General features: G+C 59.4%; 13 protein-coding genes. 2 read left to right on the forward strand and 11 right to left on the reverse strand.

Annotation, left to right across the window (positions count from 1 at the left end):
- Positions 1–40: 40 nt before the first annotated feature.
- Complete coding sequence (locus ACP7C6_RS21750) at positions 41–622, reverse strand: hypothetical protein (RefSeq protein ID WP_426109221.1); 582 nt, start codon at positions 620–622, stop codon at positions 41–43.
- A 172-nt stretch (positions 623–794) separates the two neighbouring features.
- Between ACP7C6_RS21750 and ACP7C6_RS21755 the strand changes: the two genes are divergently transcribed.
- A complete protein-coding gene (locus tag ACP7C6_RS21755) occupies positions 795–1406 on the forward strand; it encodes a hypothetical protein (protein ID WP_028615239.1) in 612 nt (203 codons plus the stop codon).
- A gap of 15 nt (positions 1407–1421) precedes the next feature.
- Positions 1422–2009: a hypothetical protein gene (locus tag ACP7C6_RS21760; RefSeq protein ID WP_068937705.1), complete on the forward strand. Its 588-nt coding sequence runs from the start codon at positions 1422–1424 to the stop codon at positions 2007–2009.
- 63 nt (positions 2010–2072) lie between these two features.
- Here the strand turns inward: ACP7C6_RS21760 and ACP7C6_RS21765 are convergent, their stop codons facing one another.
- From ACP7C6_RS21765 to ACP7C6_RS21810, 10 genes are all read right to left on the reverse strand, one after another.
- Complete coding sequence (locus ACP7C6_RS21765; protein ID WP_426109222.1) at positions 2073–4661, reverse strand: autotransporter domain-containing protein; 2589 nt, start codon at positions 4659–4661, stop codon at positions 2073–2075.
- A gap of 505 nt (positions 4662–5166) precedes the next feature.
- The gene (locus ACP7C6_RS21770; RefSeq protein WP_426109223.1) at positions 5167–5433 is read right to left on the reverse strand and encodes a hypothetical protein; all 267 of its coding nucleotides are present in this window, start codon (positions 5431–5433) and stop codon (positions 5167–5169) included.
- 562 nt (positions 5434–5995) lie between these two features.
- Entirely contained in the window at positions 5996–6403 is a 408-nt protein-coding gene (locus ACP7C6_RS21775) for an Imm63 family immunity protein (RefSeq protein WP_305383357.1), read from the reverse strand.
- Position 6404: 1 nt separating this feature from the next.
- Positions 6405–14657 (reverse strand): DUF637 domain-containing protein, encoded by an 8253-nt coding sequence (locus ACP7C6_RS21780; protein ID WP_426109224.1) that lies wholly within the window; start codon positions 14655–14657, stop codon positions 6405–6407.
- A gap of 31 nt (positions 14658–14688) precedes the next feature.
- Positions 14689–16410 (reverse strand): ShlB/FhaC/HecB family hemolysin secretion/activation protein, encoded by a 1722-nt coding sequence (locus ACP7C6_RS21785; RefSeq protein ID WP_426109225.1) that lies wholly within the window; start codon positions 16408–16410, stop codon positions 14689–14691.
- A gap of 366 nt (positions 16411–16776) precedes the next feature.
- Positions 16777–17259 carry a poly-beta-1,6-N-acetyl-D-glucosamine biosynthesis protein PgaD gene (gene pgaD, locus ACP7C6_RS21790; RefSeq protein WP_068937701.1) on the reverse strand — a complete coding sequence of 161 codons (483 nt, stop codon included), beginning with the start codon at positions 17257–17259 and terminating at the stop codon, positions 16777–16779.
- A 2-nt stretch (positions 17260–17261) separates the two neighbouring features.
- Positions 17262–18602 carry a poly-beta-1,6-N-acetyl-D-glucosamine synthase gene (gene pgaC, locus ACP7C6_RS21795; RefSeq protein ID WP_068937700.1) on the reverse strand — a complete coding sequence of 447 codons (1341 nt, stop codon included), beginning with the start codon at positions 18600–18602 and terminating at the stop codon, positions 17262–17264.
- Between the two features lie 2 nt (positions 18603–18604).
- Positions 18605–20602, reverse strand: coding sequence for a poly-beta-1,6-N-acetyl-D-glucosamine N-deacetylase PgaB (pgaB, locus tag ACP7C6_RS21800; RefSeq protein ID WP_122730218.1), 1998 nt, complete (start codon positions 20600–20602; stop codon positions 18605–18607).
- Positions 20603–20614: 12 nt separating this feature from the next.
- Entirely contained in the window at positions 20615–23095 is a 2481-nt protein-coding gene (gene pgaA / locus ACP7C6_RS21805; protein WP_068937699.1) for a poly-beta-1,6 N-acetyl-D-glucosamine export porin PgaA, read from the reverse strand.
- 300 nt (positions 23096–23395) lie between these two features.
- Positions 23396–24892, reverse strand: a complete 1497-nt coding sequence (locus ACP7C6_RS21810; protein WP_426109226.1) for a YdgA family protein — start codon at positions 24890–24892, stop codon at positions 23396–23398.
- Positions 24893–24984: the final 92 nt, after the last annotated feature.

The raw sequence follows: 24984 nt of genomic DNA on the forward strand, positions 1-24984 counted from the left end.
AGGGTGCTCCTAAGTGGAAAAACGGGTGCGGCAGCTAAGGCTAGCGGGACGGAATGTCGCGAAGGTCGTCAACGATGAATCGGCTCAATAAACCGGTGTAGAAGGTCTCGACGCTGGAATTGCCAGAGTTGGTCAGCACACCGGCCATCGTTTTCATGTTCTGCCAGTCGCCCTTGTACCCACCTGGCATCAACCCTTGGCGAACCTGAGAGAAATGCAGCACCTCGGCGCCGGCTTTCTTGACCTTGACCTGGTAGTTGAAGTCGACACTGGCGAGGATGGTCTTGTCATCGACGATGGCCGTCATGAAACCGCCTTGGGTGTCTTGTATGCGCCGGGTATAAATGACGTTCACATCCAGCAGGTAATCGGCCTTGTCCTTGCTGCTGGCGTAGCGCTTGGCCTTGAGCAGGCGGTCGACCAGATCGACACCCAGTTGCTGGCGCACTTTGTCATCCGGCAGGAAGCGTTCGTTCTTGCCCACCACCTCAACATCAAAGGTGTCGAGCCAGTAAGTAGCCGTCTTGGGAATGGTCACCGGCGCCGGAGAGATGTAGTAGTCCGGCTTGGAGGCACAGCCCGCCATGAGGCAGGCCGCGAGAAACACGGCAAGTATGCGCATGTCTGAATTCGTCCCTGAAAAGTATCGTGCTTTAAACAATCGCGGCATTTTACGGGGTTGAGAGCGGTTCTCAAGGTGTTTCGACAGGTTTCGTGCAGTGACGAATACGCCTCAAGTTATCCGCCGCCCAGTCGAGACACTGACTTGGCCTGCTCACTTATAGGGATATTGCGTGTTTAAAGTACTGCTTCGGGCTGCGGCCCTGCTGACGGCGTTGTCGATGACCGGCTGTGTTTCCTACACCGTCACCGGCCCTATCGGCGCCCCACTCCACCCAGCATCCGTCAGCAGCGCGCGCAGTGCCCAAGTCGCCGATGTGACGGTGAATGCCAGCGACGTCAACGAGGCCAACAAAACGGCCATCAGCCGCTCCCTGACGGCCCAGATCAATCAGTACGTACGCTCGGCGGGCTATTTCAAGCAGGTGACCGAGTATCCGGTACGCCTGGGCGAACACGACGTCACCCTCAAATTCAATATGACTTCCCTCAAGGGGCATCGCGCCCCGCACCCGGCCTATGTACCCGGCGCGCTGCTGACGCTGACCATTTGGATCTGGGTCAACGGACCGATCTACGTCGACAGCTTTGACGTCGCCGGCGACCTGGTCATCGTCGATCGCGATGGCAAAGAACTGGCGTCGGCGAAGGAGTCGATCAAGTTCGAACACAACGTCGGGTTGTACAGCGGCCAGTACTGGGCGCCGTCGATGGGCGGCCAGCAACTGACCAAACTGGTCACGCAACTGCTCGACACCGCTACCGCCAACCTGGCGAAACCTTAGTTTCAGGAGCAACACATGAAAGGATTGATCAAACACTGCCTGGTACTCGCGGCCGTCTTGCTGACCGGCTGTGTGTCCTACTCACAACACGAACTGCCAGCGGTCCAGACCTGGCCTCCGACGGCTAACGCGCCGGCGCAAAAACCGACGGTGTATGTGCGCACCACGGCGCAAAACCACGTCAACGGCGGCCCGGGCAATGCGGCGGTCGGGGCCCCGGTCGTACTGTGGGAAAAGGCGGTGTCCGACACTTTCCAACAGTCCAATCGCTTTTCGCGGGTCAGCACCGACAAGGTCGACTCGGACCTCTATGTGGATGCCACGCTGCACAACAATGAAGAGTACAGCCCGGTGTCGGCGTTCATCACCGGCTTCACGTTCTGCATCATCCCCACCACCGCAAAGAACATCTTCACCCTTGAAACGGTGTTCAAGGACAAGGACGGCAAGGAATTGGGCCGGGTCAAAAAGAGTGAGTCGGTGCGCACCTGGGTGCACCTGGTGTTGATCGTGGGCCTGCCGTTCCAGACCGACACGCGGGAAGTGGTCGAAGCGTTGACGCGCAGTACGCTGGATGAGGCGGTGCAGCGTAAGTTGTTCTGATGAAACCGGTGGCGACGGAGCGGGCTCCCTCGCCACCGGTACAGCGTAATGCCTTAACCGAGCTTAAAACGCATACCGCGCCTTGAGCATCACGCCATCGGCATCAAACCCACTGCGCGCCTGACGGGTGTAGCTGGCGCCCACGGTGAAGTCTGCAACCTGGTAGTTCACACCCACACTGGCCTCGTAGCTATCACGTGCCACTGACGCGCCGGTCACGGTGAATGCCGAACCACCGAGCATGTAGCTGGAAGTTTGCGCCACGCGATCGCCCATCAAGTCGTGATACGCCATCAACGTCGCTTCCGGCTGCAGGCTGCCTGCGCCCATCGGCAGATTGCCAGCCAGGCGCACACCGGCGCCCAACTCGCCCACCTCATAACGCTGCGAACGTGTGCTCAGAGCGGCCGACGACCCTTTCTCGTCGTAGCCATCCATGCGTACGTTGGAGTAACGCGCAGCCACACGAGGCTCGATCACAACCGTCTCGGACGGCTTGAAGCTGTAGCCGCCGATCACACTGGCCGACAACACGTTGCTGTCGTAGCTGCCCTTGGCCGTGGTGCCAGCAATGTGGCGCTTGCTGTCGTTGTCGTTATGACCGTAGCTGAGGCTGCCGTCGACAAACCAGTTCTGCAGCGCCCAGTTGCCGTACAGCGACAGCGCGTGGCCCTCGACATCGGTTTTGTTGCCAAGGTCGGAATGGATGTTGGAATTAAGGTAGCTGTACGCCACACCCAACGTGGTGGTGTCGTTCACACGACTGTCCACACCCACTGCCATGCCGCTGCTGTTGGCCGAGTAGCCGTTGTCACCACCACGGCCGTCCTGGTCCATGTTGCTGCTCAGGCCCTGCACCCACACGCCACCGGCCTGGCGGCTTTCGCGTTGGTCAGTGAGGCGATTGAAGATCGCGCCGTTGATGACGGTTTGCCCGGACAACGCCACATCCAGGGCGCCACGGTTGACGTCAGGCTTGAGCTGGTCACCGATCTGCGCCAGTTGCTGCGCCGTACCGGCGTTGGCCAGGGCCTGGAACACCTGATCGTTTTGGCCGAGTCGGCTCAATACGTCGTTCTTGAAGGTGTTGACCGCCGTGGCCGAAGCCGCGCTCGCGCCTACGCCAGCCAGTTCCTGCTGCACTTGCTGGTTGTCTTTGACCGCCACCACGGCCTTGACCGTTTGTGCGTCGGCCGAATAGCTGAGCACGTCCAGCAGCGACGAAGAACTGGCCACGGACAGCCCGCCATCTTGCACGCTGGTGGCTTGCAGCAGGGTGTATTGGGTGCCGCTGTTGGTGCTGGCGAAATCACCTGGGTTGGCGCTTACCGTCAGCTTCGAGGCTTGGGCAAAGTTGGCTGCGCCGTTGACGGTCAAGTACGGCGTGGTCGGCACTACGCTGTCGGAAAGGTGCATATCAATGCCGGCGCCGCTGGCTACGTTGAGGTTGCCGGTAATGGCAGTGCCTGGCGCGGAGAGGTTCAGGGAACCTGAGTTGATCGACACCGGCGCAATGATGCGGCTGCCTGTGAAACCCGCCTGGCCGTCGATGTTCACCGCGTTCAGGTTCAGCACGTCACCGATGATGTTGCCACCCGTCCAATTCAGCGTCGCAAGGTTGGCTGCATCAATCGCGGTGCCGGAATTACTGCGGATTTCACCGGCCTGCTGGTTGATTTCAAAGGTCGAAACCTGATCGGCCGGGTTGACGCTGATGGCGGTGCCATCCGCACGGATGATCCCGCGGTTGACGATACCGCGTGAGCCCGCCGCGCTGTTTTGCGCGAAGTCGGCCCCGGAGAATTCGAAAGCCCCAGCATCGGTGCCCAGGCCTTCGATGGTGCCGGTATTGAGGATGTAATCGAAGGTGCCCTGGTACACCAACATGCCACGCGCCCCCAAACCATTGGCCGAGATCAAGCCACTGTTTTCGATTCGCAGCGGGCTGGTATCGGTTTCAACTTCGATGCCCCAGGCGCCTTCGCCTGTCGCCTTGATGGTGCCGGAGTTGAGGATCTTGCCGCCGATGGTGGTCGGGGTGTTGTTGTCACGGTCCAGTATGATGCCGATCGCGCCTTCACCCGCCATGTCGATCAGGCCAGTGTTGGAAACATCCCCGGCGATGGTGGTGCCATGCAGGTAAATACCCTCGCCCCCACCGATGAAGGAGGGAAACGGTGCCGGTGTCGAAGGCGGTGTCGAACGGATGGTGCCGGAGTTGATCACACTGCCGCCAATGACCGTCTTGCCGATCTCCATGCCTTCGTCGCCACCATTGTTCATCGAAATGATACCGGCCTGCTCTACGTTACCCGTGACGGAACCAGGGCTCAGGTTCTGAGGACCGGTCCAGTACATCGGGTCCAGCGCAATGCCACGGATGGTACGGCCATCGGCATTCAGCGTAATGTCCGCGCGGTTGATCAACGAGCCCTGGATGTGGGTATTGGCGACCCCCAGCCCTGCAGCGGCCGTGCTGTTCTGATCGACCACCTGGGTGGTCTGCCCGGTGAGCACCAACGACTCATTGTAGGTTTCGCTGATGAACATCGTTTTGCCCGCTCCAAGGTCGACATCCACCGCCAGCACCTGGGTGCTGATTGCGCCGACCATGACTGCTAACAGGCTTTTCTGGAACTGCTTGCGCTTCATTTCTAACTCCATGAACTACAGGTCAAAGCCGCCAATAGGCCCGGCGGCCGTAGATGTACCAAGCGAAGGATCAAAGGATCCGAGTGCATACCCTTGTCGCGCGTGCCGGATGCGCAGGTGCAACCCTTCGCACCGCGAAAGGCAGTGACGAGGCAGGGAATAGGGGGGAAAGGCTCACATCAATCCTTAATGCTGTTGAAAACGTTGCAGTCCATGCAGCCCAACCGGATGTAGTTGGGCGGGGTAAAGACATTGGGATCTACGAAAAGGTTCGGGGCTGTATCGGCAAGATGCGTAGTTGAGCACAGAAATCAAGATCTACCCGCGTCGCCATCACATCACACCCGTGGTCCGACTTTTTTCTAAAACAGGTAGCAACTGGAGGTACGGGGCACGCGCGAGCAAAGACTGTAAACAGGCGACTCAACGGTCGTTCCATCGTTGCTGGAGACCCAGAGCACAGCCGGCCAGGAACACCAGAACAACGATTACCCCATTCAGTCGTTTACCCCTCCCCACTGTCAGACTTACTTCTCTTACGATCTTTCAACCATGACTGCACCAAAATGCCTGCGCCAACAGGAAGTGCGTAAGCGAAAACACCCGGAAAGAGATCAACACTATCAGCCCAACCAAAGCGCCATACATCACTCTTTGAATAATTAATCAGCGCCCCCAAAAATTTTGCAATCACCCCCATCAACAGAAATAACAAAAACACATAAATCAATAACAATATAAATGCCTGCACCCTTGATCTCGGCTTGATCACTTCTTCTCTCCAGCAGTGGTTATAACGCCGTTAATAACTTCAGAACCGTAGGCACCCAGACTGCTTCCAAGAACTTCTGACGAGCCACCTATATAGCGAAAATGGGGACGGATTTATTTAGGCTTGGCACTGATCGGCAAGTAATTACTAAATACATCTGTATTCTTTCTCTGCGCTGAAGACAGCAGTTAAAAGACATAACATCCTTTTACGTTAGACGTTTCGTATCTCCATGACTTTATTAGCCGATCCGCAGCGACAAAAACCGAATATCGACAATCTCTGATCCAAGTTATGTAATACCGTTTGCCTCCGCTTTCATCAACAACCTTATCAAACGTCTTGTTCTTATTTACAGGCGACCAATATGAGTCGCCACAGCCTCGCGTGCAGTCCTTGTAAAGATGGGAATCAAAATGAGTACCTACCCAGAGATTCATTCCATTTTCCCAATTGGAATGGGAAGGTGCGCACCCCCCCAAGGCCGACAATAATACTGTTAGCAGCCATTTACTAATTTTCACGCTCTTTCTCCGCTTCGATTTGCAGACGACACTTATCATCAACTATCTACAAACGGGTTGGAGAGCAGTACCGCATCAAGTTCATCCGACGCTTTTCTTGCCCACTCTGGATTAATTTTATTAAGATCTGAAATATACTTTTCAAACATCACTCTTCTGGAATCCCTTCCAGCAACTCGATGATGAAGCTCATACTCAACGGCCATCTCAAAAGCCACACCACTTATTATCAAAAAAAGCAGCTCATCCAAGGAGCCCGCATGTTTCCTGAAGACCTCATATCCTCTTTCTGAAGAAACATAATCAAACCCATCATCTTTAAACTCAACGTGGGGGCTTCCGTCCTCAGGGGAGCGGTCTCTGACCAACAGCAACGACTTCGGCGCTCCTAGTTTCTCGCCTATCAACCCGACTGAACGTTGCAGATCATCCAACCCAGAAGCCATATTAATTTGTTCTCCTCAGATAACCTTCTTGAATCAATCTTTCAACATTATATCTTTCAGCAAAGTCGGGCAAAATTTGAATGCCACCCCCTGGCTCACCAAACGCCGGGGCAATCTCACCTCTTACAACAGGAAGCGGCTTTACAACTTCGTATTGATAATAATCCGTAGCTCTTGAGCCCGGAGCCAAGGCTCTCTGCTCAAAGGGCACGCCTTGAGGTGACAGGAAAGAACCCTTCGGTGAACCATAACGATCCAACTTTGTGCCAATAGGCAGTATGCCCTGCTCGCGCGCACCCGCAAAACCAAGATCCTTCGGCCAAGCCCATCCCCCGTCGCCAGCCTTAAATTGATCATAGTAAGAGTAACCCCCGGCTTCGTTGTCTGCCGTTGCACCAATCGAAGGCTGCCCTCTTGTAGTGTCGACAACCTTTGACGGAGAGGAACTGCCTTTAATAACTGATGAAAGCTCCCCTGATAACGCCTTACCCCCATAATGCGCCGCTGCCAACTCCGCCAGCGATTCAGCAGCCCTGTAGCTAAGATCGCCAAGGGGACTCGCCTCTCCAGGATATTGCTCTGGGTGGAGCGAAGCTAGAACTCGGTCCCCCTCCGTAGAGATGTAAGGTGCACCGATCTGATCGTATGAATTGGCGGCACCTGCAAACGCGACCGTTCCGAAAGCACCCAGGGTGAACGGAGCAGCGCAACCAACAATGGTCACACAGGCCGGCGAGGATCCGACCATACCAATGTAAGAAGCGGTGCCGGCACCCGCGCCACCCACCGCGCTTGTGACGTGCCCGAGATTCGTAAGTAGCTCATCATTCGCGCTAAGGGCGTCGTCTACTCGATCCTTGAAGGTGTAATTGAACTGCCCTGTACTTTTGAGTAATGCAATTTCCTCGGTATACCCCTGCCCCTGATTTTCCAACTCAACAAGGGCTTTGTAATTCTTGTCATCCGGAGGAACAGATGCACTGCAATGGGTCAATGCACATGCCGCTGCGTCATATCTCGCCTTGTTTTCTGGGTCGCGTCGACGTAGCTCATCGAGTGCAACGGTCTGCATTTCGTGGAGCGAATGGTTGTACTGCGTGGCATTTTTCGCCACCCAACCTCCCTTCTCCAGGGATTTGGCGTCAGCATCTTTCTGTGTAGCTGCCGCGAGAACGCCTACCACTTGTGAGCTCATGGACAGCAGGGTTTTGTCACCTTTAACCAAGGCGTTCAAATGGCCAACCACCGCTTCATTGACCCCGGCGGCCAGCGCTCCCGTTTTAAAGTCGCCCCCCGTCGCCTCCGCAAGCAAGCCCCCGACCATTGCGTGCACAATGATTTTCGGCGGGTAACCATCGGTCAAACGCCCTTTGGTGTAGTCGCCTACCGCATTGAAACTCACCGCCGCCAACGTATTGAACAGCGCACTTTTCAACGCCTCGCTGCCACTGCCGCCCTGCCCCAATGCCTTGCCAACCAGCATTGACGTGCCGTTTTGCAAGGTCTGACTGGCCGCGAACTGGCCGACTCCGGTCCATGTATTCAACGGCGGGGAAGTGATGTTACCGGTTGAGTAGTTGGTCTCTGTGCCGGTCCAACCGTCGAAGTAACTAGCCGTCAGGCCCGCAGTAGCACCGGAAATCACGTACCCCTTCATCGCATCCGAAGAGGTCACGTCCTTGAACACAGCGCCCAAGTTGCCACGGTTATTGATAACGCTGACCGTTGCATTTGTCGCGGCGCCTGCTGCAACGGCGCCGGCCGCAGCGGATATGCCGGCCGCCGTTTCTGCGGAAATTGTTCCGGCGGCGACCATGCCGCCCGTCGCGGTGCCCATGGCACCTGCTGCCAGGGGGCCAACCACGGCCGCCATCACAATCGCGATAATGATCTGCGAAGCCGGACCCAGGCCTGAGTTGCTGTATTTAAAGCTGTCATGGATTTCCTTGACCTGCCTCCAGTCCACATCACCGCGCTTTTCGGCATCCTTGAGCCAGGCTAATTGCGGGTCGGCCTTGACCATTGCATCAATCGACTGGCTAACGGTGTCCTGGTTGACCTGGTTGATGTCGATCTTCAAACCATCGACGGCTTTGATCGCCACATTGCCTTGGGCAATCAGCTGGCTCTGGCGCACGGTTTCATCTGTGTTGCCCTTACCTTTGGAGGACACCCAGAACGCGTTGTTGTTGGTTTTCTCGTGGCTCTCTTGATGCAAATCCTTGACGGCTTCAAACGTGATGGTGCCACCGCTGTCCAGGGTGATGTCCTTACCACTTTGCAGCTTGGCAAGCTGATAGGTCTGGTCGCCTGCACTTTGGAGTATCAGGTTGCCGCCAGTCTTGATTTCAGTGCCGACGTTGGTTATGCGGGTGACCTCGTCACGTTGGGTCTTCTTGGAGCCCCAACCACTGTTTTTCTTCATGTCGTACAGCGTGTGCGTGCTGTTCTCAGCCGCCAGCAGACTCAACTTATCTGCGCTATACAAATAAGCCTCATTCCCCGCACTGATTTTGCTCGCCACGATCGTGGTGTCACGCTCCGCCCGGCTGACAAAGTTCCCACCCGCCGCCAGTACGCTCGCCACTTGAGTGGTCTGCTCGTCTGCAGTCTTGATGCGTTTCTTGCCGTCCTTCTCCTTGCCCTCGACGTTATGCACATCGCTGACCGACGCCACGTTGAAATCGCGCCCGGCGTCGACATTGATATCTTTGCCAGCAGTGGCGGTGCTGCCGATGATGTTTACATCCTGACCCGCCTTCATGTTCAGGTTGCCCCCCGCCGTGACGGTGGCGGCAAGGTTTTTGACGTCGGTGGTGATGGTGGACTTGTGCCCGCCGTCGCTGAACTCATGTTTCACGCTGGTATCGCTGGCGGCAATGAGGCTGAGGTCGCGGCCGGCGACGAGGTTGGCGTCGTTGCCGGCGACCAGGGCGCCGCGGTTGGTGAGATCGCGGTGGGCGTCCATGGCCAGGTTTTCGCGGGCGACGATGGTGCCGGCGCTGGTGTCCGTGAGGGTGCGCATGCCGGCGCCGTCACGCACCTGGATGGCGGTGGTGTCGTTGGTGATGTCGCCTTTGAGCGTGGCGAGGCTGACTTGCTTGCCGCGAATTTCGCCGGCCATGGCGTTGCGGATACTGTCGTCGGCCAGCAGGCTCAGGTTGTTGCCGGCTTCGACCAGGCCGCCGGTGTAGATGCTGCCGCCCGTGCTGGCTGCAGAGAGGTTGTTGCTGGCGCGCAGGGTGCCGACGTTGACCAGGTCGCCACCGGTGACGAGGTTGAGGTCGCGCCCCTGGATCAGGCTGTTGCCGCGTACATTGCGCGATTCGGCCTGGGCCAGGTACAGCACTGGGACGAGGACTGTCTGGCCGTCGACCACGCGGTTTTCCATCCACACAATGTCGTGGGTCAGGGCGCCGACCTGCTGGCTGGTAAGCGTCACACCGAGGCTCAGGCGCAGGGCGTCTTTGCTCGCGAGGGCGTTGTCCATCAAGTAGCGGAATTGGTCGGCGTCGCTGTACAGGCCGCCAGCGAGGAAGCGCTGGCCGGTCTGGGCGAGCACCGCGTCGCGGATCAGGCGGGTTTCGTATTGGCCGTCACCGAGGCGACGCCAGGCGTTGTCGGCGTTGAAGCCAAGCTTGCCGAGCATGTAGTCGGAGCTGAAGAAGCCCGTTAACGAGGTGAACTCGGGGTTGGTTTCGATCAAGTAATGGCTGGTGGGGTCGGCGTTTTTAACGAACAGACCGTATTCGCCCTTGGGCAGCTGGAAGTTGGGCGCAGTGGTGGGGTCGACCGGCGCGAACGGTGTGCCCGTGTAGTCCACGGGTACGAATCCACCGCCGGGCGCGACACCGGCCACTGGCAGCACGCTGCCGGGCGCCTGGGCGCTGGCGTCGTTGGCGTGCTTGCTCAGGTTGATGTTGATGCCACCGACAGGGATGCCAGTCTGGTCATCGCCCAGGGTGCCGGTGAGTTGCGCCAGGGTGTTTTCGTGCAGTGTGCCGTTTTGCAGGGTACGGGCGACGTTGAGGTTGACGGTGCCGCCGGCTTGCAGCGTGGCGCCATAGCCCGGGCCGGCATTGTCGGTCCAGGTGGTGACGTTGCTCACCTCAGCGAAACGCGCATCCGAAGACCGCGCCTTGAGTGCTTCGAAACGCGCCAGGTCAAAGTTGCCCGCAGCGACAGCGGCGTTGAACGCCGGAATTTCGACGTACTCCGTCTGGTCCCAATAGCCAAGGTCGATCCTGCGCGGCGTACCGATGACGATGGTGTTTTGACCCGTGCGCGTACCCGCGCCCTGGTTGAGCAGGTCATTGGCGACGATGCCCAGGTTGCCATTAGCGGCCAGCAGGCTGTAGCGGTTTTGCACCATGTCTGCCTGGATCAGCAGATCTTTGCCCGCCACAAGACGAGCGGGTGCCGAATCCTTGATCGCTGATTCGAGGTAGGTCTGGTAGATGTTGATTTGGCCGCGCTTGAACGAATCATGCCCGTCGCAATGCTGGCCGCATAGCCACTCTACACGCCCACCCTGCAGGGTTTGCCCGAGTTCGAATTCGGCCTTGGCGTTTTCCACAAACGCCGCATTGATGCGGATATTGCCGGCACTTTCTACGGTGCCGGACAGGTTGCTGAAACCGGCGGCAGGTCCGCCATTAATGGCGGCAAAGCTGAGGTTGCCCTGGCTATAAACGTCACCGTAGGTATTGCCGAAGCTGTTGCCACGCAAGATCATTTCGCCGCCACTGAACAACAGTGAATCGGCAGCATTGGTGATGCCGTTCGACGCCAGCAGGTTCACCGCACCCTGAGCGCCCAGGGTTCCGCGGTTATTGATCTGCGTCGCCGCAATATCCAGTTGCTGACGTGCAGTCAGGAAGCCAAGGTTATCCAGCGTACCGCCCAGGTTCAGTTGAGTGTGGCTGCCCGCCAGGCGCCCGCCGTTCTGGCTGAGGTTATTCGCCGTCACGCTGAGATTTTTCAACGCCGACACACGACCACTGTTGGTGATGTCGCCGGCAGTGGTGATGCTCAAATCACCATCGCTGAGCAGTTCGCCACCGTTGTCGAGGCTGGCGACGTCGAGGATCAAACCCTTGCCGCTGGCCATGCGGTCGCCAGCCTTGAGGGTCAGGCCCTGGGCGCTTTTGTAGGTAAGGACTTCGTTGAGTTGTACCCGACCGAGGCTTTCGACTTTACCGAATGCCCAGTCAGCGGTGCCCATGCCCTGGATGTTGCCTTGGCTGCCAGTGAGTCCGGCAGTGTTGATATGGAACAGGCCACTGCCGGCGTGCTGCAACATGCCGCCCAGGTTATTGAGGTTCGCGGCGTCGAGGCTGAAAGCCTGGCTGGCGAACTCCAACATACCGTTCTGGTTGTTGACCTGGCCGCTGAAGTCGAGGCTGCTGTTGGCACCACCCAATGCGCGCACCTGGCCGCCGGCGCTGTTGTCGAGATTACCGCCGACGAGGGTCAGGCCTTGGTTGGCTTCGATCAGGCCCCCCTGGTTGGTGAGGGTGTCGCGTGAGGTCAGGTTGAGCAGGTTGCCGCTGATCTGACCGCTGGCGCTGTTGTCGAGGGTCGCACCACTGACGGTGACTTGTTCTTTGCCGAACAATTTGCCGCCACGGTTAGTCAGGGCTTCGACTGTCAGTTGCAGGTCGCCCAGCAAGCTCGCCATCAGGCCACCGCTGCCGTTGTCGGCCGTGCCGGCGGTGACAGTCAAGGTATCGCCTTGCACGGTGCCACCCTGGTTATCCAGGCTTGCGGTGTTCAGTTCGGTGTGCGCCCCGCCGCTGAGGATCAGGCCTTTACGGTTGGTCACACTTTGGCCGCTGTAGCCCAGGCCCAGGTTGCCGGCCAGCAGTTGGCCGTTGTCGTTGTTCAAATGCTGGGCTGCGATGTCCAGGCGCTTGCCGCGCAGGGTGCCGCTGTCGTTGTTGAGCGTGGTGAGGGCCTTGACCAGAATACTGCGCTCGCCGGCGTCGATCACGCCGTCGACGTTGGTCAGCAGGTCGCTGACATTGAAGGTGATGTCACCGCCATCGCTGACCAACGCGCCTTTGCTGCTGTTGTTAAGGCTTTGCGCGGTCACCTCGACCGTTTTACCGAGCAGGGTGCCGGCGCTGTTGTCGAGGCGCTCGCCTTGCAGGTGCAAGAGGCCTTCGCTTTGAATGCGACCTTGGGCGTTGAGCAACTGGCCTGGGCCTTTGAGCAGCACGCTCACGCCTTCGGTGCCACCGGCCAGCAGGCCGGCGTTGCGGTTATCCAGGCCGGAGGCGCGCACGTCCAGCTTGTCGCCCAGTACGCGGCCGGCGCGGTTGTCGATGTCCCCTGCCTTGACGTCAAGCAGCAGTTGCTTACCGACGATCACGCCGCTCTGGTTGTCCAGGTTCGCGGCGTGCAGCTCGACATCGCCCTGCCCGGCTTGCAAGCGGCCCTGGGCGTTGTTGAGCTGTTGCGCAGCGGTCAGCGTCAACTTGCCAGTGTTGGCGCTCAGTACGCCGCCTGCGTTGCTGCTGAGGTTGCCGGTCTTGATGGTGAGGTCGGTGTTGGCCTGGGCAAAACCCTGGTTGTTATTGAAGCTGTTGGAGGCGGTGAGGTTGAGCGCGCCACCGTCGGCCTGGATCAGGCCCTTAAGGCTGTTGTCGAGATCGATGGCATTGACTGTGGCGGTCTTGGCCACCAGCACGCCATTCTGGTTGTTCAGCTTGCCGGCGTTGACCGTCAGCTCGTTGGCGATGACTTGGCCGCCACTGTTGTTCAGGTCCGCACTGCTCAGTACCAAGCTGCCACCGGCCATTTCGATACGGCCCTGGCGGTTGTCCAGGGACGCGCTGTCGAGCGTGGCTGCCTGGCCATCACCGAAGCGGATCAGGCCGCCGAGGTTGACGATGGCCGGGGAGTTGATCGCCAGGTTTTGTTCGCCGAACAGGCGCGCGTTGGCACCCTGATTGGTCAGTTTGGCGCTGCTGACGCTGACGCTCTTGGCTTGGATGATTGCACCCTGGTTGGTCAGCGCTTGCGCGGCGGTGATCGCCAGGGCGCGACTGGCCAGCAAGTTGCCAGTGGTGTTGACGGTTTGCGCATTGATCACCAGGTCGCCGGTGGTGTTTCGACTGTTGTCAGGCGCGACACCCGCTTCGATGATGCCTGGGTTGGTGACCGTGGCCGCGTTGATCTCGATACGTTGGCCGGCAGCCACACTTTTCTGGTTGACCAGGGCTTGGGCGCTGGTCACCTGCACAGTGCCGGTGGCGTACACCTTGTCGGTGAGGTCGACGTTCTTCGCGGCGACCTTGACGTTACCGGTGGCCTGCGTTTGCGCCATGCTCAGGCGCCCATTGGCATCGATCTGGATATCGCCGCCGCTGGCCGCGAGCGTGCCGTCAAGCTTCACCCCCACACCGGCTTCGGTGCCCACTAGCTTGATCGCACCGGCATACATGCCGCCCAAGGCCGAGGAATCAATCGCCAGCTCTGGCTTGGTGCTGCCGTCATCGGCGCGCGGAGTCGCGTTCAGTGTTCGTGCGTCCACGTCATTGCGACCGGCGATCACGTTCAGTTCGCGTGCGTTGATCTGCGCATTGATCTTGGCCGAGCGGGTGATGATTTCGAAGCGATCGACGTTGCTCGCGTTCAAGCCCTGGCCATCGATGGTCACGGCGCCGCCATCCACCTGGTAGCGCTGCAACTGGCCGTTCGCATCAAGCACCGGCTTACCGGTGGTCAGGGTGACATTTGGCGTGTTGATGAAACCACAACCGCTGCAGGTGATGCCGTGGGGGTTGGCCACGATGACCTTGGCCGATTGCCCCGCCACTTCGGTGAAGCCGCGCAACTGGCTGGGGTTGCCGCCGTTGACTTCGTTAAGGATGACGCTGGCTGCACCGCCCTTGAGGTTGGGGTTGCCGACGATATAGCCGCCCAACTGGGTATTGGTCACGGCACCCGTGGCATTGTTGAGAATCACCCCGTTGGGGCCGACGTTGTAGTCCTTGAACTGGTTGTGGGACAACCCACTGCCGTTAGGCGTCGCGATGTTCACCACCGGCACGCCATTGCCCGCCGCGCCAACGGTGGTCCCCGGCGCACTGACTACGATCCCCTCAGCCTGGGCCAGCAGCGGCTGCCAGAACAGCGCGTTGGCCAGGACCAGCACCAGCCCGCGCTTGGGCAGGCCGAAGAACGAGTTGCGCGGGATCAATGCAGCGGAAGGTTGGCGGGCCAGGAAGGCAAATTGGCGAACATCCATTTTCAGATTCTCGTTGCTGCGGGGCGTTTAATTACAGGAAGAAATCCATACGGAAGTAGATCGGCGCTTCGCGCTCGCTCATCACTGCCGGGCGTTCCAAAGAATGCGCAAAGGTCACGCTGGTGCTCAGGTTCTTGCCGCGGGCGAACAGCTCCAGGGAGTTACTCGACACCCGGCCATGTACACCGCCGTTATAGCGATCATTGCTGATCACCCCTTGGTCGTAGCCGACGCTGGCGCCGTATTCAGCAAAAGCCGGGCGCAACCAGTCGACGGTCACCGCACGGGCCCAGCGCACTTCGTTGCGCCAGTAGCCGCCGCTATCGCCAATCAACTGCTGATCCTTGAAACCACGCACCGAGGCCGAACCACCCAGGCTCATGCGCTGCGGGCTGAACAGAATGTCTTCACTGCGTTGGCCGGTGGCCAGGCTGGAAAAACTGAACGACTCGCCCCACAAGGCGAACGGTTGCAGATAGCTGACGGTGGCGGTGTATTTGCGGTAGCGCGCATTGGGTTGACGATTACCGAACGGGTCGCGCTCATCTTGAGATTGCGCGTCGAACAAGCCGATGCCGTTCTGCATGCCCAGGTCGACGTTGACGAACGCGTTGCCGATACGCCGCCCGTGGTTGATGCCCAGTTGCAATTCGCTGAGGCGGTTGCTGCTTGGCTTTGTACGGGTGTCGAGGATGTAGTTGTTGGTGCGCAGGTGTGCAAGGCCCACGTTCACCGATGTCTTGCTCACGTCGTCACGGTGGATCACCCGCTCAGCGCGCAATTGGTGGTTCTGGTTGTCGCCGTTCTGTTTGAATATGAAGTCGTCGACCCTGCCATAGGTGCGGTAGTCGCTCTCGCTGTAGGTGTAGCTGAAGTTCCACCAGCCCCACGGCACGTTGTAGTAGAGCATGCTGTTTTTTGAAGTTTTCTGGTGGTCACTCACGGCGTCGTGGCCGCCACGCAGTACCAGTTGATCGGCCAGGCCCAGCGGGCTGTCCCACTCCAGGCCGGCTCCCCACTGCTGCTCGCCGGTACTTTTCTGCCCATCGTTATTGCGCGACAGGCTGGCGCGCCAGGGTTTTTGCGGGGTGTTCTTGACCACCACTTCACTGCCGCCGATCTGCGTACCGGGGGTCAGCTCCATCTGAGCCTGCTTGGAGGGCAACCGGTTGAGCTGGTCCACCAGTTGCTCGACTTCACGCAAGTTGAGCGCCTCGCCAACCTTGCCGGGAAAGGCCATCGCCAGCTCACGGTCGGTAACGGTACTGCCTTGTGCGCCTTTCAAGCCTTCGAGCTTGCCTTCCACCACCAACACTTGCAGGTGACCGCTGGAAAGGTCTTGCTGCGGCAGATAGGCACGGCTGGTAACGCGGCCTTTTTCGATGTAGTAGTCGGTAATGACCCTGAGCAGTTCGTTGAGCTGCGACACGCCCAGGCATTGGCCCGTGTAGGGTTTGAGCAGGCGTGCGCGGTCGTCGGCAGACAGGCTGTCAGCGCCCTTGAGTTCGATGTCTTTGATCGGGAAGCAACGTGTGTCGGCGGGCGTCGCCGGGGCCTGGGGCCTGGCTTCTTTACCGGGCAGGTCCTTGAGTTCTTCGAGACGCCGGCGCTGCTCTTCAAGCAGGCGGTTCTGCCGATCGCGGATCAGGTCCTGATCCCCGGGCGTGGGGGCGGCCATGGCACTGTTCAGGCCCAAATAAGCGAGCATGAAAGTGCATAGCAGTAACCGAGTCCGTGGTAATAACGAAGACATATTCGATCCATCGAAAATCAAGGGGCGGCAAACTAACACCTAACTTCCGACAACTCAAAAAGCCGAGCTAGTTGGACATTAGTACTAATTAGTCATGCAACATATTGATTTATAACAACTAAAAATTATCAAAGAGAAAAGCTGACGGGCCATGGAATTTTTATTCCGACAGGCGGCAGCACTCTTGATAGCGATTCATCGGAGAACTTATAGATTGCCATTAATTGGCCATCAACTTCTTGCCGAGTTAGGTTAGTATCGGAAAAAGCAGAAAAGTTCGCGGCATTTTTGTGAATTGGATCCCATTTGTCGGGATTAAACCGAATCGTTCCCACCTTGCATGGGAACGATCCTCCAGCGTTCGCCTTAACTGGCGTCTTTGCTCTGATCCTTGGCAGGCACTAGGGTCAGCCCCGGCTTCTCGACATCGCGGGAGACATGGGACTTCACTTCCGCCACACCACCCTCCTCGTCGTTATGGATCACCAGCACCCCAGGCTTACGCAACTGCTCCAGATCCCCTTCAGCCAGGCTGAAACTCTCGCTCAGGTTCTGGTCGGTCAGCGCCTTGGCCTCGGCGCGACGCTGGGCGAACTTGCGGCCCCGGCGCTGCTGGTAGCGCGCCCAGCTGATCAGGATCACAGCGTTGAACAGCGCAATCCACAGGTAGATCTGCAGGGTGTTGAGCGCGGCAAAAATCGGCGCATCGATACGCGGGCCATCATGGGTCTCCAGCATCGAGCTGATTCCACGTGCCAGCAACCAGATCAGGCCTGCCCAGGCCATCAAGGTCAACAGCACGTCGATGATCCACATCACCGTACGTTGGCGAGTTCTGACCAATTTCATGATCACGCCTCCTCTTCAGTAGGTTTGATGCCGCGATCGGGACTGACCCAGCGCGCACGCTTCTGATGCTGGTTGAACAGCACCTTGGGAAAACTGACCAGGGTGGTGAACAAACTGACCAGCCAGAACACCATCGGGTACCACACGGTCCAGAACAGGGTTTTCCACAGGTCCTTCTCGTAGCGGCGGTCGATGATGATGCTCACGGCGAACTGCAACAAGCACACCATCGCCAAAACCAGCCCGGTAAACGCCGGTGGCATCAGGGAGTCGACCGCAATCGCTTGAGGCATCGGGATGAATTTACCCACGCCCCAGAAGATCACCGACAACAGGAAGGTGAACGCCCAACCGGTGGACAGGCAGTATTCGAACAACAGCGGCCACAGGTAGCGATGACGCCATTGCCAGATGCCACGGATATTCTTGAACAGCACCTCAGCGCCACCCTGGGCCCAGCGCAGGCGTTGTTTCCACAGGCCGCCGACGGTTTCGGGCATCAGAATCCAGCACAAAGCGCGGGGTTCGTAGAAGATGCTCCAGTGATCAAGCTGCAGCTTCCAACTGACATCGATGTCCTCGGTGATCATGTCGGTGCTCCAGTAGTCGATGCGGTCCAGCGCCTTTTTACGGAACGCGACCACCACACCCGATACCGTGAAGATCCGCCCGAACACCCGTTGCGTGCGCTTGATCAAACCGATGATCGAAGAGAATTCGCCGACTTGCACGCGGCCGATCAAGGTCGAGCGCGTACGGATGCGCGGGTTGCCGGTCACTGCGCCAAGGCGCGGGTTATCCAGCATCGGCGCCACCATATAGGCTGCCGCGTTTTTATCCAGCAACGCGTCGCCGTCGATGCACACCAGGTACTCGCTACGCGCCGCCACGGCCCCCATGCGCAAGGCCACTGCCTTGCCCTGGTTCTGCGCCAGGTGCAACACACGCAGGCGCGGGTTCTCCAGCGCCAGGGCGTCGAGTACCGCGGCGGTGTTGTCCTTGGAGCCGTCATTCACCGCGATCACTTCGATGTTCGGGTACAACTGACCCAGTGCCGCATGGATGGTATCGGCGGCGTTATCCCCTTCGTTGTAGCAAGGGATGATGATCGAGATCAGCGGGTTACCGGCCAAGGTAGGTGCCGGTGTGTCCTCTTCCCACGGCCAATGGCGCTCCCAGTGCAGCCAGAAATACAGGCCGCCTGCGATCCACAACGCCGACATGAACAGCGGGTAGAAAAACACGAAGTCCATCAGGAACTGCCCGGTGACCAGGAAGATCAGGCCCAGGGGCACACCCAATACCAATGCCAGCACGAATAAAGCCAAGAGTCTGTCGAACATGGTCAAGGGTTCCATTGGTTGGAAATGGCCGGACGCACCGTCTTCAGGTCCGGGGAGTTTTCCAGGAAGTTGTCCGGGTAGTAGCCAAAACTCGTGACACCCTGGCGCTTGAGTACACCCATCCATTCAGCCATCTGTTTGGCGTCGATGTCCGGGGCGGCCTTGGTGCGCCAGTCTTTGGCTTGCAGTTCGAACACCGTGCGTTCCATGGCGCCGGGGCGCGCCTTGACCGTGGCGACCAGCTTCTCCAGCCAGGCGTTGGAGTTGCTGTACTCCTGGCCTTCCATCAGCGGCATGGCCATGGGCGCGGTCCAGTCGTAGGTCTGCAGGAAATCATCAAGGTTCTGCGCAAACCAGGCTTCGCTGCCGGGGTTGAGCATCGGCTCGGCGAAGATATTGCGCGCGGTCTGTATCTGCGGCCCACCGATGGCGCGGACCTTGGCGGTCAGCTCCTTGGTGAAGTCGATCAGGTAGCGGCTCTTGAAACGAGTCCAGCGTTGCATCACGGCCGGATCGGCACGCAGCGCCTCAATGGTGTTCGGCAGGCCAGCAGCGGTATAGGCCTTGAGCGCGGCGGGGCTGGCATCTTCGAAATCGTTGAACACCGCATCATCGTGGTACAGCACACCGTCGATCGCGTTGTTGCGCGCCAGGTCCTCGTAGATCTCACCGATGATCTTGCGCACCTGCGGGTCAAACGGCGACAGGCGTTTGTACTGGTCTGGATCGAGGCCGACCTTGCCAGTTTCCGGGTCCCAGCGCGTTACGCGTGGCAGCTTGGGGTCGAGGGCAAAACTGAGTACCGGCATCCAGGCGTACACCGCAGCATGGGCACGGGTGTGCAACTGCCAGGAGACGCGGTTAAACAGGTCGGCGCGTACCGGCAAGTGGCGGTTGGGGAAGTACACCGAATGCACCAGGCCATCACCCTTGGGATCGGCGAAGGCTTGCAGGAACACGGTGCCGGCGCCCATGTCCACCACGCGCTGTACCAACTGGTCGAGGTTGCGTGCCTGTTGAGCCGGGTCCGGGTCGTAGACGTTATCCAGGTCCACATGCAACACGCGCATCGGCGCCTTGGTTTGTACCGCGACCATGCTGTTGGCGAAATGCTCGCCGTCCGGGTCGGAGGCCACCAGGAAGCGTGGGCTGTTCATCAGGTCACTGGAGCTGTCGAGGCCATCTTCCAGGGTCAGGGCCATCTGGTAGCCCTGCTCGCCAATGATCGCCAGCGAGGTGCCTTTGGCGGCACCGTAAGGCCATACCCACACCCGCGGTTTCTTGCCGGTGACCTTTTGGATCTTGTTGGAGATCGCGGCAACGTCAGCACGCATCCGCGCATCGAACTGCGCCTGGCTTTCATAACGCCCAGTGGCCGGATCAAAACGCAGCGAGGTCGCCGCCGGCTCCAGGTTGCCCTGGGGGTTGGCCAGGATGCCTTTGTGGTTGTTGTCGGTGTGCGCAGCGATTTCCACCAGGCCCGATTGAGACACTTCGCGGATCTGCTGCCAGGTGAGGAACTCGCCACGCGGCCGTGGCTGGCCTGCGAAGTCCACTGGCTGGTTCATCGGCGTGTCGATCCAATAGCCCACCGGCGCCAGCAACGCTGGCCAACGGTAGGCGCGCAGGATCGGCATTACGCGGGTATAGAAGCTGGAATAGCCATCGTCGAAACTGAGCATGATCGCTTTAGGCGGCAACTCAGGCCCACCATTGCGAGCCGCCAGGATCTGATCGACGCTGACCGCCTTGTAGCCGTTCTCGCGCAGCCAGGCCAACTGTTCGATCAAACGCTCGGTGCGCACCGCCACCACCGCCTGATCGGGGTCGCGATCCTCGACGTCGTGGTAGGCAATGCCCAGGAAATGGTTTTTCGGCCACGGCGCTTCGTTGGCCGGTGTCGGCCGCTCGGCGGGTGGAGTGAAAGGCGCGGGTTGCTGGGCACAGGCACTGGCCAGCATTACGCCCAGAATCAACAAGCAACGGCTGAGGACGGTCATGGTCAGGCTCTTCTAGAAACGGTAAGTGAGGTCGACGAGCAGACGCAGATCGCGTTCGCGATCGCCGTCGTAAGGTCGGCTGATCAGGCTCAGGTTGGCGCCGGCTTCCAGGACATCGTTCCAGCGATAGCGTTGGCCGTAGCCCACCAGACCGATGCCACCCGTGGAATAATCCTGTTGGCTATACGTACCCGCACCGACCTGGAACTGCTGACTCCACTGGGTCTCGTAGCGGTGATAGAGCACATGGTTGATGTTGAGGACAGGCAACACGGTGAAGTCTGACTTCGGGTTGAAGTAGACCGTGTCTTCCTTGCTGTTGCGGCTGGCGCCGACTTCCAGGCCCAGGTCCACTTGCACTTTCGGTGAGCTGTAAAGGCCTTCGCGGCCGCTGAGCAAGGCCTCGAAACGATCGTTGCCGTCACTGAAATGGGAGGGGCTGAGGGTCAGCTTCCACTCGCGGCTTTCATTGGCGCGCCAGCGGATGAAACCGCTGCCACCGTTGGCCGTAATTCCGTCATTCAATGCCCGCAATGGCGTGGTGGACAGGAGGTAGCCGAGGCTACCGCCGTATTGCCAGTTGTCGTTGATGTCGCGGGCAATCGACACAGCAGCGCCTTGTTTGGAGCCATCGCCGTAGGAGTGGTTGGAAACCTCGGCTTCAATGGTCATGTCGCGGGTCCGACGCTCTACGCCGACCACTTGCCAGCGGTGATGGCCGGTGCCTTCCTCAAAGTCGGCGGTGGCATAACCGGCACCGGCGAACAGGCGCCAGTCTTCGTCGATAGGCGGCGTGTAGATACGGCTTTCAATGCCCCAGTCACGGCTACCCGAGACGGCACCGGCGTCGCCGTTGTTGCCGCCGCCGAAGCTTTTGCCGGTGTAGGCCTCGACGCGCAGCTCGGCCATATCATGTACATCGCGCAGGCGTTTGAGGCGCTGCACCTGCCGGTTGTCGGGGTTACGGGCGACCACGTCGTCGGTGAGGATGTCGAGTTGACGCCACTCCTGCAGGTCCAGGGCCGTGAAGCCTTGGGACATCTCCAGGCCGATGTCACGCGGGCTTTGCGCTTCAGTTTCCTTGAGCGATTGCTCGGCGCGCCGTGGCCAGTCGCGGGCGCGGTACATCTCGGCTTGCGCCAGGCGCAGGCCGATGCTGCCAGGCGCCTTGCCGACCAGTTCTTCCAGGGCCTTTTCGCTGGACGGCAGGTCGGAACCATAGGTGCCGGCCTGAGCGGCCAGTTGTTGGGCGTCCATCCACTCATCGTTAGGGTTGCCGATGGGCAATCCCTTGAGTTCAACCCGGGGTTTCTGGCTGTCGGCCAAGTTCTTGGCGACCGCCCGCGCTTCATCCACTTGGTCGTTTTCGAGCAAGGCGTAGAACAAGGCGGTGCTGTCTTCAACACGGTCGCCCACGTCCGCATCGGGAGCGCTCAGCGCTTGGCGATACAACGGCGCAGCCTTTTCCGGCAGGCGCTGGTCGAGGTAGGACGCGGCTACCCAACGCACCGCATAGGTGGGCAACTGCACACCCTCGGCCTGGAGGGTTTGGTACTCGCGGATCACCTCGGCAGTGCGCGCCCGCGCCTTGAGCGCACCCAGGCGGTCGATGCGCCAACGCACCACATCGTCTTTGGCCGTAGGGTCCGGGGTCCAACGGGCAAGGAGCTGGTCGTACCCCTGCAAGGCGCGATCAGCAATCACATAACGCTCTTTCTCGGTACGCGTGGCGAACTCGGCCATGCGCACGCGCTCAGCGGCCAGGTCACCTTCGAGGCGACGCTGGGTCACCGGATCGACAAGACCAGGGCGCTGAGCCGACAGGCGCAACGCAGGCTCGGGCAGACGTGCTTTTTGCAAGGCGACAACGTATTCGCGAGCCACTTCCGGCTTGTCACCGGCGCGGGTAAACGCCTGGTCGAATTCAAACAGCGCGTCGTACTGCAAGCCCGCGCGCGTCAGCGCATAACCCAGTGCCATACGACGATTCGGATCATCCGGCTTGGCGGCCACCAGCGCGCGAGCGCGTTGCACCGCTTCGCTGGCTTTGCCGCCGTCAGCCTGGGTAAGGGCCAGGCCCAGTTGCAGGTCGACATTGTTCGGCTCACGCAGCAGTGCCTTGCGGTAAACCGCCTCGGCCTGTGCCCACTGCTTCTGATTGCGATAAGTCCGCGCGACCGTAGCCAGCGCCTGGGCGGTCAAGTTGCGATTCTGCCCCTGTGCCTCGTATACCTTGAGCACTTCGGCATCCTGGCCGGCCCAACCGGCGATCACCAGGTGATCGCTGATCTGGCCTGGCGTCTGGCGCTCGGCAGGCAATTGACGCAACTGAGTCAGGGCGGGTGTGAAGTTGCCATTGCGCGCCTGGATGATCAGGGCGTCATAGGCCGGGTCGGCCATGGCGAAGGTGGGCATCAGCAACTGGCTGCACAAGGTTACCCCGATGAGCAGCCGTAACCGGCCTGAGGCACTGAGTGGGAGTGTTCGCAGCATATCGTGAGCTTCCTTACACACGGAAAGCTGTAACGATAGGTGGTCCTGAGCGGTTTGCATCAGGGTGTCGGCGTCTCGTGACCCGACCTAGCTTTCCTGTATGAACTATCCCCGACACCTGTATGAAAAAGGACAATTCATAACAATTGTTCAGAATTGCCCTACGAATCTGAAAAGCCAATGGGGGAGCGGGATTGCCTGCAATGAAGGGTGGCTAATCGACATGAGCGCCGACCTTTTGACCCTTATCGCGGACAACCCCGCTCCCCCATTAATTATTTCTGGGCGATGGCGAAATCTTTACTGCGCGCCGCCAACCGCACCGGCTTTGGACATCACGAAACCGATGAATTGCTCGACGGTCATTTTCTGGCCGTTGAAGGTCACTTCATTGCTGGCGTAATGCAGCTTGGACACCACGTCGCTGCCGACCAGGGTTGCCAGCTGTGTGCCTACCGCCATACTGCTGACCATTTCGCTGGCCATCTGGGATTGCTGCTCGATGGCTTTAGGGTCGGTCACGCCACCGACCTGCGCTTGCAGAGCGGCAACGTCGGCAATCATCGGCTTGGACAGGGTCAGGTTGGCGTCCAGCAGCGCAACCATCTGCTTGCCCAGTTCAACCGGCGGCAGTTCCATGGACGTAGGCTTGGCCAGGTCTACCACTAGGTTGAACTTGCTTTCACCGTGGGTGGTTTTCAGGGACAGGTTTTCCAATGCCAGGTGCGGCTTGGCGGCGAGCAACTGGTTGACATTGGCTTCGGCCAGGGCTTGCTCGGCTTCGGTCAGTTGCAGCTCAGGCACCGGTTGACCGGCGGCGGCAGCGGCTTGCACCGGCTGCATCTTGTCCTGATACAGCTTGGTCAGCACCAGGCCCGACGGCACGTCGATGTTTTTCAAGCTCACGGCCATGGCGGCAGAGCCGACCGGTTTGCCCTGATAGCCGATCTCGTCGATCTTGTAGTCGACGCGGCCGGACATGTTGTTGTCTTTGACTTCGCTGGTGTCTTTCTGCTCAAAGCCCTTGAGGGTCATCACCGCTTTCTGCGGGCCGAACGTGAGCTTGGTATCGGTCAGCTCAACGGTGTTCTGCCCGGTGTAGAAGCCGAAGGTGGATTTTTCCAGGTTGCTGGCCACGGTCAGGCCAGCGAACTCGGCGTTGAACGGCGCGCCATTGGCATCGACTACGTCCAGCTTGAGGCTGTTCATGTAGCCATCCACCTTGACCTTCTTGCCCTCGGCGGTGCTGTCAAAGTCCAGGTTCAGACCCGAGAAGTTCACCGAGGAGGTCTCGTCCTTGAACTCCAACGGCAGCAATTCGAGGTTGCCGGTGACCGAACGGCTGTAGCCGATATTGGCCACGCCTTTGAGCGGCGACACGTCTTTGGCAGCGGCGAACCATTTTTCGGTGGTGGCGTTCTTTTCCAGTTCGAAATGACTGGTGGCCATGACCGGCAGCCACTTCAGCGACACCAGACGCGAGAAGGGCAGCGGACCGTGTTCGATATGATCGACAAACAGCAGCTCGGGGTTCGGGTTCTGCTCGCCGAAGAACGAGCCTTGCCCCTTGAGGCGGTAGTGCGCGGTGCTGCTGAACAGGCCACGGTCCAGGGACACCAGCTCCAGGTTAACGGTACCGTCGACACCGGCCATGGAACGTTGCAGCTCCTTGTTGGCGTCCTGCACCGCCGTTTGCAGCACGGGCTCCAGTTGCTTACCGGTGTACCAGGCACCGCCTGCACTGACGACGCCGACGGCGACAACGAAACCCAAAAGAACAACGGCTGGCTTATTCATGAAGTGACCTGATCAAATCCTGTGAGAAGTGGGCTGTCTTCCTTGAACCCCGTGGGGGATTGGCTCAAGCCCGCCGAAAACGGGGGAAGATT

The organism is Pseudomonas sp. TWR1-1-4, assembly GCF_049897165.1.
GTDB lineage: Bacteria > Pseudomonadota > Gammaproteobacteria > Pseudomonadales > Pseudomonadaceae > Aquipseudomonas > Aquipseudomonas canadensis.